Source organism: Veillonella agrestimuris (assembly GCF_943193065.1).
Classification (GTDB): domain Bacteria; phylum Bacillota; class Negativicutes; order Veillonellales; family Veillonellaceae; genus Veillonella; species Veillonella agrestimuris.
Genome location: NZ_CALPCS010000013.1, coordinates 14,282 through 32,732 on the forward strand (window position 1 = coordinate 14,282; position 18,451 = coordinate 32,732).

Sequence of the window (18,451 nt, forward strand, 5' to 3'; positions counted from 1 at the left end):
TATCCTCCCCTTTCAAATTACTTTACAATTGGAAATAATGTAAGATTACTACAAACCCTTAAATCTGAATAGTGACCGTCTAATAATTTTTCCACCTTTTGTTTAATCGCCTCCGTTGGCGTTATAATTATATTAATCACATCAAACTCTATATCTTGATGTGGTGATAAACACTCAGCCATCCTAACCTGTGAATCATAATCTATAGAACCATACTCCATAGCATCCCAATCTATTATCTCAACGCCTTCATTATAGTTATATATTTCTAGCTTACTAATTGACAAAGGATGCTTAGGTATAATTAAAAACTTATTTTCTTCTGCCTTATTCCTATATATTCCTAAATAGACAAATTCTTTATTAGGTTCATTATGTACTACAGCTACATCAAAATCAGTATACGTACAAAATGAAATGGCACACAATCATGTAATCCTAACTCTTTACGTTTTTGTATAATCTCAGGATCAGCTATATCTTCAAACGAACAAAGATTCTTTTGCTCTAATGATGCCCGAGACAATAAGCCATACTGAATAATACTTTCTAAATTAGATAATGCAGTTAAATGCCAAATACACTTATTATTCTTAATATCTCCCATTTACAACTCTCCCTTATTATAAAATTAATCTAAGGATATGTATTACAGATATCTAACTTATGTACTTCAATATTTATAACTCTTTTTAAAACAATCTATATTTACAGTATAACATTCCTAAGAAATTATCGTCCATACATTTAATGTTTATAAACAAAACTAAAACGAGCGAATTCAATGAGTATTATTACTCGTTGAATTCGCTCGTTTTTATAGCCATTTTTACAATTATAATCTATCCAGATAAAAGAATAGAATTACTCTTGCGGTTCGTTAATTGCTTTTTTCAAGTCTACTACATGATCTACCATTGGATCTGGTTCATCAGTGGCTTTATTTTTCACTGTTTGTTTAGATGCGAACCATACTGTTTCGTTCATGTAGTGGCGCAGTTCTTCTACTGCTACATGCTCTTGGTCTTTAGCCATAATCGCTAGGATTTGGTCTTCCAAGGCTTGTGCTTCTTCCATAGTCATAGGACCACCAATTTCTTTTTGGTGTTGAATGACTTCGTTGATTTCATCAACCATGCCGCGCAATACATTGAAACCATAGCTATTTACAAAGCCATCTTTTTCGTTGTATTTAGGCATATCAAAGTAGTTATACTCATTTTTGTTGCGGTTTTCACCGTTCCAATTCATCGCTACTTCGTAACCGTGAACACGACCTAAGGAATGTGTACGGAAGTAATCTGCATAGTTGTGTTTTTTCATGGAGTTAAGCCATTGTTTATCGGCTTTCGTCAATTTTTCATTAGCTTCCATTTTTGCTTTTGCTTCCGCAATACGCTCATTAGCATGTTGCCAAGCCATAACATAATCATGTACCGCTGCCACAGTTTGTGGACTTGCTACTGGTACAAGAACAACGGAACCTAATGTAGGTGTTACTTTAGGGTTTTTAGTAATCAATACATCATCATAAGTAGGTGCACTTGCTGCATAGCCTGTGGAAGCAAAGCCAGTGATAACTGCAGCAGCAAGGAAGCCGAACCATTTGGATTGTTTCATATTTATTTCCTCATTTCTTCTACGGAATAACAGGTGAAAGAGCAGGAACAAAATTGTTCCTGCACCGTTTCACTTCATTACTAAGGGTTAGGGATAGTCATCGCTATCTCTAGTCTTAGCATTTGAATGACTCAGAACTATGAATTATAAACCTAATTTAGCCATCATAGCTTCAATTTTAGCTTTCATTTCTTCGTTTTGAGCTTTCAAGTCAGCTACTTCACCTTTTAATCCAGCATTTTCAGCTTTCATAGCAGCCATTTCGTTTTGCATTGCGTAAGCAGAACTGATAGGTCCTTTGCGGTAACGATCAGCAATTGCTGCTTCGGAATCGCGGTTACCAATTTTCCAAGTTACACCAGCGTTAGCCATCATGTGACGACCATCACCAGTAGCCCAAGAAATACCACCATGAATCATTGTAGATTCGTTTTTGTAGTGTGCTACGCCCAATGCAAGAGCAGAGTTGCCACGGTAGTTACCATAACCAGCCATGATTTGAGTTGGCTCTAATGGATCGTATTGGATTGGTTTCAACGCTGCAAGAGCGGCACCTTGTGCACCAACACGGCCAATTTCTCTACCTAATTCATCGATTGCATTAGGAATTGCAGGGTTAACAGCTAAGTCGTATACTTTAGCACCATCATCATTAATGGATTCAATAACTTGTACAGATTTGTTATTAGATGTTACTTGAGTCATTTGACCTACTGTAGCAGCATCAGTTTTGTCTGTACCAGGTTTTAGGTTAGTAATTTTATTACCACCCATATTGAGGTTACCACCATTGATTGTAACCGCATTACCACCGTTGTTAGCAGGGTTTTCATTCAATGTAATGGAAGAGTCACCATTAGTAATTGTGTTGATACCTTGAAGGTCTTTATTCAAGCGTACTTCTAAAGTATCAGAACCATTAGCTACTACGTTGATGTTACCAGCTGCAGATTTGAAGTTAGCAGATTGCTCTTTGCTTACACCTTCACCTTGTACTTTCACAGTAGTATTCAATTTATGAATATTTGTTGTGTCAGTATTGTTACCAGTGAATTTCAAGCCGTCGTTTAATGTAGCTACTTCTTCGGTTACTGGTTTACCATTAGCATCTTTTGTTTCGTAAACGATACGAGTTTTTGTGTCACCATCTTTACCGTCTACGCCTGGTTTACCATCTTTAACGGAAATCGTAGCAGATGCACCATCTTTACCGTCTGCACCTTTAGGGCCAGTAAGACCGATAGAGCCGTCTTTACCATTGATAACTACGCCAGAACCGTCTTTACCGTTTACGCCGATAGAGCCGTCTTTACCGTCTTTACCAGGTTGACCTAATTGGATATCGTCTTTTAAGCGATAGCTATAGGTTTGAGTATTGTTCTTAGCATCGATAGTTTGCGTAATTTCTAAGTTGTTACCAGCATCGAAGTTAACAGTCGTATTTGGTGTTACTTTTGTTGCTTCAGACTTACCAACAACATTACCTGTTGCATTTGCTTTCCAACCAGAATTATTTACGATATCACCAGCGATATTTTTCACGTCACCGATGTTAGCGCCGTTTGTATCATTGTTGTAAACAGGTTTGCCATCAGCATCTGTACCAGTTGCACCACTACCTTGGTTGATGATTTGGTTACCACCATTGTTAAGGTTTTTGTCTGTCAAAGATACTGTTTTATTAGGATCTGTAGGGTTTGTAATTGTAATACCATCGTTATTTACAGTAGTATTACCTGTTGTTACAGAACCATCTTTAGTAAGGTTAAGATCTTTGTTCAATTGAACTTCTAATGTACCCTTACCATCAGCTTTTACATTGATGTTACCTGTAGCAGATTTGAAGCTATCAGATGCAGCTTTATCTACACCTTCACCTTTAATTGTTACAGTACTGTTCAATTTATGGTTATTTACAACTTCATTGTTACCAGTGAATTTCAAACCATCATTCATAGTAGCAACTTCGTTTTCTTTACCATCTTTGTCAGTGTAAACAATGCGGCTAGAGCCATCTTTACCGTCAAGACCAACTGCACTATCTTTAGTAGTAATGTTAGCGCTAGATCCGTCTTTACCAGCGATGCCTACAGAACCATCTTTACCGTTAATAACTACACCAGTACCATCTTTACCGATAGCAGAAATGGAACCATCTTTGCCGTCAATTACAACAGCATTACCGTCTTTACCAGTTACACCGATAGAGCCATCAACGCCATCTTTGCCGTCCTTACCAAATACTACGTTATCATTTACGTTCACTTTGTATGGATCATCAGCTGTACCAGTACCTGTTACTGTAGTGTTTTTGCCATCTACTAAATGAGTTTTATTTTTCTCAATAGTATCTTTCAATTGTTTTACGTTAACTGCATCTGTATCATCAGTACCTTCTGCAACATTAATAATTTTGTTACCGCCATTATTAAGGCCACCATTTGTTAAAGATACATTTTTAGCAGGATCTGTAGGATTTGTAATTGTAATACCATCATTATTTACAGTAGTATTACCAGTTTTTACAGAGCCTTTATCAGTAAGGTTAAGATCCTTAGCCATTTTCACAGTTAATGTAGAACCACCATCAGCCTCTACAATTAAGTTGTTAGCTGCACTTTCGCCTGCTGCATACGTTGTTTTACCATCCGTACGCTCACCTTGTACTTTTACAGTGCTATTCAATTTATGAATATTTTCTTTATCTGTATTGTTACCAGTGAAACGCAATCCATCGTTTAGTGTAGCTACTTCTTCTGTAATCGTTTTGCTTGGATCTGTTGGATCTGGACGTTCGTATACAACACGAGTTTTTGTTTCCCCATCTTTACCGTCTACGCCTGGTTTGCCATCTTTAACAGAAATCGTAGCAGATGCACCGTCTTTACCATCTGCACCTTTAGGGCCAGTAAGACCGATAGAACCGTCTTTACCATTGATAACAACGGAAGAACCGTCTTTACCGTTTACGCCGATTGTGCCATCAACACCAGGTTTTCCAGGTTGACCATCTTTACCAGGCTCACCTTTCTCACCGATTTGAATGTTGTTGGATAATGCTAAGGAAATTTTACCATTCGCATTGTCAGCTGTTGTAGTAATGTTGGAGTCACCTTCGATTTTCAATGTGTCTCCTAAATTACGATGTACAGTTGTGTTTGCATCCCCTGCATTTGTATTATCTGCTGTAAAGTTCAAGCCTTTATTGCCGATAGCATCAGCAGTGTTTTTCAAATCAGATACGTTAACGGCAGAGTTTGGATTGCTATTGTTTGCATTGTCCAATTTATCCAAGAATGTATCGCCATCTTTACCTTGAATAGCGGAACCAATGTTATTCACAATAGTACCACCATCAGTTGTAGAACCTGCTGGAGATTCGAAGGATGTAATGATATCGCCTGCATTTACAGTTGTACCACTACCATCTGGTTGTGTATTCCAAGTTACATTACCATTCGCATCTTTAACTGGATATACTTTGTTACCATCTTTATCTGTATAAACAGCTGGAGTAATAGCGTTTACAGTGTATGTTGTTGCGCCATCAGTCGCAGTAGCAGATGTAACAGTTACATTATCACCAGCTTTTACAATTGTTTTATTAGCAGCAACTGTTTTATTCAACTGATCCACATTAACAGCGTCTGTACCATCTGTACCAGGTGCTAGGTTAGTGATTTTGTTACCATCCATGTTGAGGTTGCCACCACCGATAGTAATGTCATTACCACCAATTGTGATGCTAGGACCATTTGCTGTGTTTTTAATGGAGTTGATATTTTGAAGATCTTTATTCAATTGAATTTCAAGAAGATCTTTACCATCAGCTTTTACATTGATGTTGCCAGCAGCAGATTGGAAAGTAGCAGAAGTAGCTTTGTTTACGCCTTCACCTTGTACTTTTACAAGACTATTCAACTTATGCTTATTCACTGTATCTTCGTTATTACCAGTGAATTTCAAGCCATCGTTCATTGTGGCTACTTCATTTGTTTTGCCATCTTTATCTGTGTAAACAATACGACTAGAACCATCTGCGCCATCTAAGCCCACTTTACTATTGTTATTAGTGATGTTAATACCATCTTTTCCGTCTTTACCAGCAATACCGATAGTACCTTTTTCACCATTAATAACAACGCCAGTGCCATCTTTGCCAACGGCAGAGATAGAACCATCTTTGCCATCTACCACTACACCATTGCCGTCTTTACCCATAACAGTGATGGAACCATCTTTACCATCTTGACCAGGTTTACCTAATACAATATCATTTGCCAAACCAATGTTAATAGTTGTATCACCAGTTGTTTGATCTTGGCTAATAATAGTTTTAATATTATTCGTATTGTACTCAGTATCTGCTTTATCACCAGTACCTTGAATAGTTACTTTAGAACCAAGTTTATTGGTTTTCTCACCACCAGAGTTAGCATCGAAACGTAACCCTTTGTTTGTTAAACCATCAGCAGTGTTTTTCAAGTCAGATACGTTAACCACTGCATTTGGTGTTGCCGTGTTAGCCGTATCTAATTTAGTCAAGAAATCACCGGTAGAACCTGGTGTATTAATCGCGGAACCAACGTTGTTTACAATCATTGTACCGCCTTTAGTATCACCAGTAGGTGTTGTGAAAGATGTAATCACATCGCCAGCATCAATAGTTGTACCACTACCATTTGGTTGTGTATTCCAAGTCGTATTACCAGTAGCATCTGTAATAGGATATACTTTATTCCCATTTTTATCTGTATAGATAGCTGGAGTAATGGCATTTACTGTGTATGTTGTACGACCATCACCATCAGCATTGGATGTTACGGTTACATTATCACCAGCTTTTACGACGGTACCTAGCTTAGTGATGTTTTTCTTACCTTCATCTGTGATATTAGACAAATCGGACTTAGCCACGCCTTGGATAATAGCAAATTTATTAGCTACTTCCTGACCATTGCCATCTGTGTATGTCAATGTGATTTCATCATCTTTAGCATCAGTGCGCTTAGTTTTGTCGCCAACTGTGTATGTCGTATCTGTAATATGAATCTCATCACTTAAGTTAGCAATTTTATTAACCGTTGTGCCACCGTTACCATCTGGAGTTGTGTAGGTAATACGATCGCCATCTTTCTTGATGGAAGTATTATTATTTTCGTCACCAAGCTTGATTTCTTTCGTAGTTACACTCTCTAAACCTTTCAGGTTTTTGTTTAACTGAATCGTTAATTTACTTTGATTACCGTCTTGACCATTAGCTACTACATTAATATTACCAGAAGCGGATTGGAACGTAGCAGATTCAGCTTTAGAAACACCTTCACCTTCTATAGTTACAAGGGTATTCAATTTATTTTTATTTACAGAATCTGTATTATTACCAGTAAACTTCAAGCCGTCGTTTAATGTAGCTACTTCTTCTCTAATCGTTTTGGTGTTATCAGATGGATCTGGACGTTCGTATACAATACGAGTAATACCATTGCCACCATTTACGCCAGGCTCACCTTTATCACCTTTAATCGTAATGCCATTGGCACCGTCTTTACCATTGAGGCCGATAGAACCATCTTTACCGTTAATAACAACAGCGGAACCGTCTTTGCCGTTTACGCCGATTTTGCCATCAACGCCATCTTGGCCATCTTTACCGATAACAATGTCATCTGCTAAAGAGTATTCTACTTTTGCATTGCCATTTTCATTGGTTTGTTTGATAGTCAAGTTTTTGCCAGCTTGCATTTCTACAGTTTTTCCATCTGTAATAGCTTGCACGCCTTGAGAACCTGCAGCTACTGTACCGTCAGTTGCAGAGGATTTCACATTGAAGGAATCCATGCTACCGCCTGTTGGCAAGTTGGACAAGTCAATAACAGCTTTAGTATCAGATACTGCTTTACCATTGCCATCATTATATGTCATGACAACTTGTTTAGTTGTAGGGTCATATACGTACGTATTTGTACCATTATTAGCAGTACCACCTAATGCTTCAGTAGAACCAGCTTTCACATTTGTTGGCGCAATGTGTAACTCGGACGCTTTCAATGTATCATGAACAACTTTCAATTGGTCTTCTGTAGCAGCTTGACCAGATGTGAAGTTATTAGGATCGAATGTTTTATTAGTTAATCCACCAATATTACCTTTACTACCGTCTAAGTTAATTGGGTTATTACCACCAATTTGAACTACACCATTAGGGTTCAAGTTAATTTTGCCAGAACCTTCACTATTAGTAATGGAGGAGATATCTACTAAATCACCTTCAACGTCCACTTTGAAAGTTTTCACTCCGTTTACATCACGGTCAGATGCTTTCGTATTTTTACCATCTTCCATATCGATAGCAGTTTTAGCAAGATTTTTAATTTTAGTCTCGCCTTCGTTAGTGATGTTAGACAAGTCGGACTTAGCTACGCCTGTAATAACTGCCGTTTGATTTGCTACGTCTGCACCATTACCATCTACATATGTCATTGTCACGTTGCCATCTTGACCAACTGTGTATGTACCTGGTTTGATGTGTTGTTCAGTAGCTTTCAACTGATTAACGTTAACTGCATCTGTACCATTTACACCTGGCATTACATTAGTAATTGTTTTACTACCAGCATCAATACCTTTGTTAGTTACAGATGGACCATTGTTAATAGTTAAGCCACCATTGTTAACTGTAGTGTCACCAATTTTGAGGGAACCATCTTTTGTTAAATCAATGTCTCTTACTAATTTAACTTCTAACTTACCATCTTTAGCGTTTACACCGATGTTGTTATCTGTCAATTTGCTAGCGTCAGCACCACCAACAATATCTAAACGTTCGTTTAGTTTTTTGTTGATTACCTTAGTAGCATCAGCTTGTCCATTATCGCCAGCATATTTCATGCCATCATTTAATGTAGCAACATCTTGTTTGTTACCATCTTTATCTACATATTCAATACGAGTAATATTCGTACCATCTACGCCTGGTTTACCATCGCCGCCTTTAATAGTAAGACCATCTTTTCCGTCTTTACCATTAATGCCGATAGAATCTAAACCAGTAAGATCTTTGTTCAACGAATATTCTACTTGCGCATTGCCATCAGTTGTGTTGGTTTGCTTGATGGTCAAGTTTTTACCAGCTTGCATTTCTACAGTTTTGCCGTCTTTAATCGCTTGTGCTGTAGTAGCAGAACCTGCAGCTACTGTACCACCAGTTGCAGAGGATTTCACATTGAAGGAATCCATGCTACCGCCTGTTGGCAAGTTGGACAAGTCGATAACTGCTTTAGTTTCAGATACTGCTTTACCAGCACCATCATTGTACGTCATAACAACTTGTTTAGTTGTAGGGTCATACTTATAGGCTTGTGTAGCTGCGCCAGTAGCAGTATTACCACTTGCAGTACCTCCTACTGTTTCACCAGTACGGTTTGTTACTGTTGGTGCAATGTGTAACTCAGACGCTTTCAATGCATCAGATGTATTTTTCAAGTCAGATACGTTAACCGCTGCATTTGGCGTTGCCCCGTTAGCTTTATCTAATTGAGTTAAGAAAGTATCTGTAGAACCTGGTGTTTGAATAGCGGAACCAATGTTATTAACTATTTTGCCACCATCAGTTGTAGAACCTGCTGGAGATTCAAATGATGTAATCACATTATCAGTAGTTACAACTGTACCAGTACCATCTGGTTTTGTATTCCAAGTCGTATTACCTGCAGCATCCTTAATTGGATATACTTTATTACCCGCTTTATCTGTGTATACAGCTGGAGTAATAGCGTTTACTGTGTATGTTGTACGGCCTGTTGTTGGATCACTAGAATCTGTAACTGTTACATTATCACCAGCTTTTACGATAGTACCTAACTTAGTAATGTTTTTAGCACCTTCGTTAGTGATGTTGGATAAGTTTTTATTAGCAGCATTCTCAATTTTATCTTTTGTCTCTTGTGTCAAATCTACAGTAACATCTGTACCTGCTGCTTTAGTAGTTACATAGGTACCATCGCCTTTAACGTTAAATTGCAATCCACCGTTTTTATTTAACGCTTGTGCATCTGTGGTACCAGAATTACTACCTAATTTAATATTGTTAGTAGACAAATCAGCTACTACTTTATTTGTTGCATACAATTGAGAGCCATTGATAGCATCTGTAGAATCAGCAGATACTTTACCAGCAGCTACATTTTTAATTTGACGCTCAGCACCTTGCGTACCTACACTTACATAATACCCGGTTTGAAGAGCACCACTTGTATCTGTTGGTGGTGCACCTACATATCCACCATATGTGAAAGTTCCACCGCCAGCAAGAGGTACTGTTCCTTGCGTTTCTTTTGTAGCTGTTAAATTACCAGCAGCGCCAGAACCTAATACTACAGAATTAGAGGTTGAAACAGTTTGATTATCACCAATAGATACAGAGTTATTACCAGTCACTTTATTTTTATAACCAATAGATGTAGCATCTACTGCAATAACTTGTGTACCAGTACCGATAGCCGTACTATAGTTACCTTCCACGACAGCACCAGCACCGATAGCAGTAGCCCCTTGAGAAGCCACCTTAGAATCTTGATTGCCAACACGTGCAGCCACACCCAATGCTGTACCAAGTTCTGCATTTTCATTAACAGCAGCAGTCAAACCAATAGCAGTACCCATCAATGTGCGAGAATAAGTTTTTTCACCAATGGCAACAGAACCTTTCATGGCAGACGTAGTTGGATAAGCAGACCCTATTTGATTATCAGGTAATTCAGCACCAGTAATAGCTTGATAAGTAGCTTTATTAGCTGTAGTAGCTACAGACTCCATATCATTACCACCAATAGCAACAGATGCATGTCCAGCCACAACCTGTGCACCGATAGCGATAGATTGGTCACCTACAGCACGTGCGTCAGTACCTAATGCAACAGCTTCATTACTGTGCCCTGTGTCGCCTCTCATACCAGCTAAATCCATAATGCTCAAATTAATATCATTATTAACACCTGTTAATCCGCCAGTATTCGTTTTATACGCATTATTAGTATCACTTGCAATACCATTTTCAAGAACACGGTTCGCCAATGCATTCGTACCAATAGCAATAGATCCACGGCCATAAATCGAACCATTATTCGCTCTACCACCGGCTACTTTACTGTCTTCACCAATTGCAACAGCACTTTTACCATACTCTGCATCTGTACCTTTAGTATTTGCGAGAGGTGTTACAACCGTAGCATTTCTACCAATTGCGACACCACCATGGGAACTCACATTCGAAGCCTGTCCCAAGGCAACAGAACCACGTCCCTCACCGCTAGCATTAATACCAGCAGTAACGGCTCCAGCGCCTTTTGCACCAGCAGCTTCACCGATTTTACCCAAGTTAGTAGAGCCATTGCCTGTGCCAGTATTCCCACCTGCAGTTGTACCAGCAGCACCAGTAATAGCACCAGTATTTACATGGAAATATGTATCAGGATCAGATGCAGTTCCAGTACCAGTGACTTTCAAGTCATATACCTTGCCACCATTAGCATTTGTACTTTCTTGAACACTTACGGAGTTATCACTAGATTTCACAACTGTCAATTGACCTACTGTAGCTGCATCAGTAGTAGCTGTACCAGGTTTTAGGTTAGTAATTTTATTACCACCTAGGTTAAGGTCTCCACCGTTAATCGTAACAGCTGGATTTCCATTACCTGGCGTTGGATTCAATGTAATAGAAGATCCTCCATTTGTAATAGAACTAATCCCCGTAAGGTCTTTGTTTAATTTGAAAGTATACGTTTGTGCATTATTAGCTGCATCGATCTCTTGTTTTACTGTTAAGTTATCGCCAGCTTTATAATTTACAGTATCACCAGGTTTTACAACTGTTGCTGTAGCATTGCCATCTGTACCATCTTTACCTGGTTTGCCATCTGCACCAGCAGCTGGAGTAGTGCCAAGTTTAACATCATATTTTACAACGCCATCCGCAGCAACAGTAGCCGTTGTATAGTTTCCATTTGTAAAGTCAAGTCCTTTATCTAATGTAACAGTTTGAGAATTTGCACCATTCGCTTTATAAGTCAATGGAATTTGCTTAGCTGCTTTACTACCATCAAATGTTACATTGTATGTTGTTGTATGAGTAGTTTCATCTGGATTAGGAGTTACTGTAATAGGATTATCCGTGTTACCACCATTATTTACAATAACAGCTTCACGAGCAGCGTCTTTAACAGCATTTTTAGACACGCCTACTTCGTATGTTGCACCAGCACCACCTTGCGTAGATCCAGAAGCTGGATTTACTTCAGCAATGTTTGTGTCACCAGCAGCTGCTGCTTTTTTCACTACTTGCTCAGTAGAAGCAGTACCACCACTTACAGGATCAACATGTACTGTATATGTAGTATTAGTTACACGACCAGCACTATCTTTTGTTTCTTTGCTTGATACTTTTGCCGCACCAGAGCCCTCTACAGTAACAGTACTATTCAATTTAACTTTAGCATCGTCAGACAAATCAACAGTTACATTATCACCAGCTGCATTAGTTGTAATATATTGACCATTATTAGCACCAACAATATTAAATTTCAAGCCGTCAGTTTTAGATAATGCTTGTGTAGCTGTTGTTGTGTTATTGTTACCGCCTAATGCGAAAGTATTATCACCAATTTTGCTTTCCGCTACCTTAGCAACCGCTTTCAATTGCGCTACGTTAACCGCATCGCTGTTTTCGGAACCAGCAGCAACGTTAATGATTTGGCGAGTCGCCGTACCATCATAAACTACTGTACCATCGCCTGTAGTATCATTAACAGTTCCGCCAACAGATACAGCACCTAAATTACCTTTCACGGTAGCTTCAATAGCAGTCTTATCGTCTGCATTGGCAGAAGATAAGGCATATACTTGGTTGTTAGCCACAGTAGGCGTTGCAGTCGCAGCACGCGTAGTCTCATTCAATGCAGCACGATCCGCCTTAGAGTATGCACCCAATGCAACACCACCTGTTATGTTAGATGTAGTCGCGCCCATACCGATTGCGGTACCTCGAGTTGCGTTAGTAACAGAACTTCTCGCGCCTAATGCAGTACCACCATTACTATTCTCAACAGTACTATGAGTACCAAAAGTTGAACCTCGTACAGAAGCTTTTACCCGAGAAGAATTACCAACAGCTACGCCCAATCTGCTACCTTCACTAGCAGTGTCAACCGTTGACTTCTCCGTTCCACCAGCAACCCAAGCGTTGATACCGATAGCAACAGATGCTTCACTTTCTGCAGTAGACCCAGAACCGATAGCAATCGCTGAATGCCCCTTTGCCGATACTGCTGGACCAATAGCTACCGTATTTCGACCAGTTGATTTAGAGCCTACACCAAGCGAAACGGATGCATCACCACTAGCATTAGTCCCTGCACCAATAGCAATGGCTGCAATACCAGATGATTTAGCTGCATCATAACGTTACCCCTTACCACCAGAGTTAATAACATATGCCGAATCTAGCATCGCACCAATAGCAATACCAGCATCCTTACTAGCATTAGCATCACGACCAGTAGCAATAGCCATCCGGCCGCTCGCATTAGCGCTATGACCAAGAGCGACAGCTTGTACACCAGTCGCACTAGCAGAGTCGCCAATAGCTATCGCAGCAGAATCAGTACCTACAGTCCCGCCACCTGCGGTATACGCACCAGCTTGACCGCCACCTAACGCAACAGTACCAGCTGTAAGCAACGCTGCCACAAGCATAACTGTGCTAGACTTAGTTTTGCCTTGTGCTTTCGTCACTTCTGGTACCGCTACCCAACATTGGGTTCTGCGATTCCAAATAACTTTGAAAATTTTATTCATGCAATAATACACCCCTTTTTCTACATTACAATAACAAATAAGTTCCAATTATAATTATGAATATTAATATAAATCATTTATATGCAATGGTAGGGACTCACCACAAACATTAAATCGACCTATATCAATATACTTTTCTTCATCATAATATCATTTACGACACGCTATGTAAACAACAAAATAAACTTTTTATAGTTATTTTACCCCCCTACTTTCATATTTAACTCATCTTTATTTTTTCGATAAATTTATTCTGTATTAGCACCGAACTATCATATAAAACACAAAAAAGGACACTATCATGCATAAAAAGCATAACAATGTCCTTATATAGTCTCTGTATGATTGTACAATCTCTATATATAACATATATATTATATATATCATATAACAGATGCTATAACACTTACCTAATAGCAGTGATTTTATTATAACCAATAGGAAATATCAAATTCTTCGCCGATAACAGCTTTCACATGTGCTCGTCCTAAATATAATCCTAACATCGTTAAAGACATGCGACTCATAGGTGTTTCATCATACAATGTAGCCACGTCGGACAGAACTGGTGAAATATCATCCATAATTTGGCGAGCCTCACTACCCGTAAAAGATGTAGGTTTGCTCTTCATAAGGGATATAAGGTCGCGTTGTATCGAAGGATTAGAGATGCGAGCCTGTCTAAAAAATTTAGACGTTAATGAATCGTCTACTACGGCTAATTTGTAAAGGTTTGAATTTAAACTACGTACCACAAAGCGAGGATTCACCCCAGCCCCACCCGTAGCATGAAGCAGTTCTTCTTTTGTAAAGCCACGATAATTGAAAACAAATGGGTACGAATTACTCAACAACTGTGTCAATGTCACTTGTTCCCGTTCCCATTGAATACAACGCAAGTAATCTAATTGACGATAAAACGATGAATCATGTGGCAAATTCGAGATAAATGGTTCAATATATTTTGCTACATAATGTTGAAAATGAAGACGTCCATAGTTATTAGAATTACGCGAGTATTGCAATAGCAAGAGTAACGCCATCACTTGAAAATGTCCTAATGTAAGATGAGGCAAAATGAGTAACGCATCAAAAGCAACTAAATAGTGCGTACTTGATTTAGGGCATTGCGCTACATCTATAAAGGCTTCTAAGGCAGTCATTTTCATCCACGGTGTTGGCGTCGTAGCATAGGCCTTTTGCATACCTAGCAAAGCCTCTTGAACGACTATATTTTGTAACAGCCCTTGCACTTCGGTAATTTTAGTAATTTCTAGTTCCGCAAGAGCTTTTCGCGTAATGGATTCCACATGGGCGATGGCATCACTATGTACAGTTCCAAAGGAAGCCATAAATGGTTGCATCGCTAGTTCTACACGATTATCTTCTTGTGTAGCTTGTGCCCACGGACCAAGCCCCTCTTCTTCTGTCTCTGTTGCTGCATGAATAGCATCTGCCATCTCATTAGCATCAAACAATCTCGTTTCTTCTAATAGTGACGGCCCTTGTGGTTCCAGCTTTGCTCCTCCGTCAGTACCGATCATTTGTGTTAATTCCGCCTCTACATGATTTTCCTCTTCTAAGGCAGCTGGCGATTCACCAAGAGCAAAGGTGTCTTCTATATCAGGTTCATGCATCTCTCGAATGATATTGTTTTCTTCTGAAGGCGGTTCTACCACATTCAACTCTTTATCAACAGATGTATCTATTGATGTATCAACATTCGGTATCGACACTATCAATTCGTCAGTATCCATCTTTGTTGGCTCGTCAACATATGGTGTTATGTTACTTACTTCATCGTTAGGTAGTTCTGTTATATGGCTTTCACCATTCGTTGTGGTCTCACTGTTACGAAACAGCGCATAACAAACGATGAAGAACACGATGGCTACTACCGCCAACACAATATAAGGGGTTAAACCGGACATTCTAATCTCCTCTTACAATAACGAATCATTATAGATGGCGCGAACACCACCGATACTCTTAGGACGCACACGACAGGCTGTAATATGAGCATCCCCGATGTTTTGAATGGATAGGCGAACGGGAACGGCCACATGTTTCATATGCATACCAATGAACGTATCGCCAATATCGATACCTGCATGAGCCTTTACAAATTCAACGGCCACTGGATCCTCAAAACGATGATACGCTGTAGTAGCCATAGCGCCACCGGCATGTGCGTGCGGTACTACATTAACCTCTTCTTCCCAGGTGAGAGCACTTCGTTCCATAATAAGAGCCCGATTTAGGTGTTCACAACATTGTACTGCTAAATGCATGCCCTTATCCTGTACAGCTCTATGTATTTCGTCAAACACAACCTCTGCTACATCCATATGCGAATCGGTACCAATCGTTTTGCCCATTACTTCGCTGGTAGAGCAACCTACCACAAATAGTTGACCTGTTCGTACTTTAGCAGCTGCTAACAACTCTGTCATAGCCGTCCTGGTAGCATTGCGAATAGTCTCTAGTGTATGCATAGTATCGCCTCTTTTCTGAGCATAGTATACAAATGTGTAGTATGAATCAGCGCCATTAACTCTCCACATAGAGATTCTTGACGCTTTGTGCTATAATAAATGTAAAGGGATAGCAAGCGACTGTAAACGCTAGGCTCATCTCAGAATAACTTAACAAGAAATTGAGAAATGGCCTAGTGTTTCAAATATTAGGTCATTTTTCTATTTCAGAATCATGACTATAAGAGTTGCAAAGGTTATCATCAATAATAACGCTTCAAAAACGCTCATAGCATCACCACCTTGGTGATGAACCTAACTCGCTTGCTATCTTATGTATAGTATACCATATAAGTTGTATAAAATAACTACTAATAACATACGATTACTGTATCGTACCCAAACAAATTAAAGAGACAAAAGACAAAAAAGAGACTTGTTTCCAAGTCTCTTTTTTGTCGCTCAATGGCGATTATACGTCTTTACGGTATGGTTCTTGACCCATTTCGTAGAAGTTGTTGCCTTCGCTGTCTACTACTACGATTGCTGGGAAGTCTTCTACAGTCAATTCAGCCAACGCTTCTGGACCTAAGTCTTCGTAAGCGATAACTTCGTATTTTTTGATGGATTTCGCAATCAATGCTGCAGCACCACCAACAGCTGCGAAGTAAGTTACACCGTTTTTCTTCATAGATTCTACTACTTCTGGTTTACGGGAACCTTTACCGATCATACCTTTAATGCCTTGGTCAAGCATTGTTGGTGTGTATGCGTCCATACGACCGGATGTAGTAGGGCCTGCGGAACCGATTGGGTCTCCAGGTTTTGCTGGGGATGGTCCTAAATAGTAAACGATTTTATCATGCCAATCGATAGGCAATTCTTCGCCACGTGCTAATGCTTCAGTCATAACTTTGTGAGCAGCGTCACGAGCGGAATAAATTTTACCAGTAATTAATACGCTATCGCCAGCTTTTAATTTACGGGACATTTCTTCTGTGAAAGGTGTTGTAATGCGAATTGTTTCAGCCATTGCTATTTCCTCCTAAGTTTTTCTTATATTATAGAACTACTTCAGCGTGACGAGCTGCGTGGCAGCAAATCGTAACGGCTACAGGAAGACCAGCAATATGCGTTGGGCCCCATTCGATATTAACAGCCAATGCTGTAGTAGTACCACCTAATTGAGGTCCAATACCAGTTTTGTTGATTGCTTCGCAGATTTCAGTTTCTAGTTCAGCATATTCAGCCATTTCATTGCGATCCTCTACGGAACGAAGCAAAGCGCGTTTAGAAAGCAACGCAGCTTGGTCCATAGTACCACCGATACCAACGCCAACTACCATTGGAGGGCATGGGTTAGGGCCGCCTGCCTTAACAATGTCAAGTACTGCTTTTTTAACGCCTTCACGACCATCTGCAGGAACAAGCATTTTAACGCCAGATTTGTTTTCAGAACCGAAGCCTTTTAATTCAACGTCGATTTTAACTTTGTCGCCTGGTACGATGTCAGTGTAGATAATAGCAGGTGTATTGTTTTGTGTATTTTTACGGTTGAACAATGGTTCTGCTACTACGGATTTACGCAAGTAACCTTCTACGTAACCTTTTGCTACACCAGCGTTAACAGCGTCACGAAGGTCGCCGCCTACGAAGTGAACGTCTTGACCTACTTCTAAGAATACGATAGTCATACCAGTATCTTGGCAAATAGGACGATCTTCGTCTTTAGCGATTTCTGCATTTTTAATAATTTGATCCAATACTACTTTACCTACTGGAGATTCTTCTGTATCGCGGCCTTTTTTCAAACCTTCATATACATCTGTTGGTAAATAGTATGCAGCGTCCATACATAACTTTGCAACTGCTTCTGTAATTTGTGATACTTGTATTTCGCGCAAAATAATCCCTCCTCAGGAACAATAATTGAGACTAACTCTATAGTTAAATGGTAACACACTGAAAGTAGGCTTTCAACGCCTTATCTATACAGTTTCATCAACTAAGTTTATCAATTTAATAATGATTCTCATTGTTTAAATATACTTATTTTCTTCACTTTTTTGCATTACTAATCGTTCTATACACTCCTATATCTCTCATCGAAAGCAGGTACTCACTAGCATTTATCTCCATCCATTATATGGAAGCAACTCACTCGACTTTAATTCTATTATTCATTCCTATCAATTCAGCCAAACTATCCATCAGTCTTCTTGTTTGCAATTGATATTATTTATCAATTAAATTGATTTCAGTATACTATTTTCTCTTTATCAATAAAAATATTTGCTCCTATGATTGAATCAAAACTTTTACTAATGATTCTCCTCTATTTGCCAATATACCGCTTATTTACTGACTATTTTATAGATAATCAAAAACATTATTTATTCTTAATAAGTTATCAATAAAATTAATAATTCCTTTTTGTTAGCCCATCTATGTGTTTTAGTTATACTTAGTTGATAGAAAATTTATAATTTTACACAAAAAAG

The 18,451-nt window shown here is 39.1% G+C and carries 10 protein-coding genes and 1 pseudogene; all 11 read right to left on the reverse strand.

Going from position 1 to position 18,451, the window contains the following annotated elements:
* Positions 1-17: 17 nt before the first annotated feature.
* The 11 genes and pseudogenes from NFR29_RS06870 to NFR29_RS06915 all read right to left on the reverse strand — a co-directional run bounded on the left by NFR29_RS06870 (position 18) and on the right by NFR29_RS06915 (position 17,854).
* Positions 18-428 carry a DarT ssDNA thymidine ADP-ribosyltransferase family protein gene (locus NFR29_RS06870; protein WP_251424848.1) on the reverse strand — a complete coding sequence of 137 codons (411 nt, stop codon included), beginning with the start codon at positions 426-428 and terminating at the stop codon, positions 18-20.
* Positions 386-607: a DarT ssDNA thymidine ADP-ribosyltransferase family protein gene (locus tag NFR29_RS06875; RefSeq protein WP_251424850.1), complete on the reverse strand. Its 222-nt coding sequence runs from the start codon at positions 605-607 to the stop codon at positions 386-388. Before NFR29_RS06875 ends, NFR29_RS06870 begins: the two co-directional genes overlap by 43 nt.
* Before the next feature lie 257 nt (positions 608-864).
* Positions 865-1,620, reverse strand: a complete 756-nt coding sequence (locus NFR29_RS06880; RefSeq protein ID WP_251424852.1) for a hypothetical protein — start codon at positions 1,618-1,620, stop codon at positions 865-867.
* Between the two features lie 144 nt (positions 1,621-1,764).
* The gene (locus NFR29_RS06885; protein ID WP_251424854.1) at positions 1,765-12,801 is read right to left on the reverse strand and encodes a YadA-like family protein; all 11,037 of its coding nucleotides are present in this window, start codon (positions 12,799-12,801) and stop codon (positions 1,765-1,767) included.
* A 93-nt stretch (positions 12,802-12,894) separates the two neighbouring features.
* Positions 12,895-13,056, reverse strand: a pseudogene (locus tag NFR29_RS08345) (hypothetical protein); the annotation flags it as partial.
* A gap of 27 nt (positions 13,057-13,083) precedes the next feature.
* A complete protein-coding gene (locus NFR29_RS06895) occupies positions 13,084-13,476 on the reverse strand; it encodes an ESPR-type extended signal peptide-containing protein (protein WP_251424859.1) in 393 nt (130 codons plus the stop codon).
* A gap of 428 nt (positions 13,477-13,904) precedes the next feature.
* Entirely contained in the window at positions 13,905-15,407 is a 1,503-nt protein-coding gene (locus NFR29_RS06900; RefSeq protein WP_251424861.1) for an LPO_1073/Vpar_1526 family protein, read from the reverse strand.
* Positions 15,408-15,419: 12 nt separating this feature from the next.
* Entirely contained in the window at positions 15,420-15,971 is a 552-nt protein-coding gene (locus tag NFR29_RS06905) for a TIGR01440 family protein (RefSeq protein ID WP_251424862.1), read from the reverse strand.
* A 201-nt stretch (positions 15,972-16,172) separates the two neighbouring features.
* A complete protein-coding gene (locus NFR29_RS08350) occupies positions 16,173-16,241 on the reverse strand; it encodes a putative holin-like toxin (protein WP_420908284.1) in 69 nt (22 codons plus the stop codon).
* A 181-nt stretch (positions 16,242-16,422) separates the two neighbouring features.
* On the reverse strand, positions 16,423-16,983 hold the full coding sequence (locus tag NFR29_RS06910) for a Fe-S-containing hydro-lyase (protein ID WP_251424864.1): 561 nt from the start codon (positions 16,981-16,983) through the stop codon (positions 16,423-16,425).
* A gap of 28 nt (positions 16,984-17,011) precedes the next feature.
* Positions 17,012-17,854 carry a fumarate hydratase gene (locus tag NFR29_RS06915; RefSeq protein WP_251424866.1) on the reverse strand — a complete coding sequence of 281 codons (843 nt, stop codon included), beginning with the start codon at positions 17,852-17,854 and terminating at the stop codon, positions 17,012-17,014.
* Positions 17,855-18,451: the final 597 nt, after the last annotated feature.

What these genes read in the sequence shown, in the direction of transcription:
- NFR29_RS06875 (WP_251424850.1), bottom strand. Translation starts at nt 607, where the DNA reads ATGGGAGATATTAAGAATAATAAGTGTATTTGGCATTTAACTGCATTA.
- NFR29_RS06880 (WP_251424852.1), bottom strand. Translation starts at nt 1,620, where the DNA reads ATGAAACAATCCAAATGGTTCGGCTTCCTTGCTGCTGCAGTTATCACT.
- NFR29_RS06895 (WP_251424859.1), bottom strand. Translation starts at nt 13,476, where the DNA reads ATGAATAAAATTTTCAAAGTTATTTGGAATCGCAGAACCCAATGTTGG.
- NFR29_RS06900 (WP_251424861.1), bottom strand. Translation starts at nt 15,407, where the DNA reads ATGTCCGGTTTAACCCCTTATATTGTGTTGGCGGTAGTAGCCATCGTG.
- NFR29_RS06905 (WP_251424862.1), bottom strand. Translation starts at nt 15,971, where the DNA reads ATGCATACACTAGAGACTATTCGCAATGCTACCAGGACGGCTATGACA.
- NFR29_RS06910 (WP_251424864.1), bottom strand. Translation starts at nt 16,983, where the DNA reads ATGGCTGAAACAATTCGCATTACAACACCTTTCACAGAAGAAATGTCC.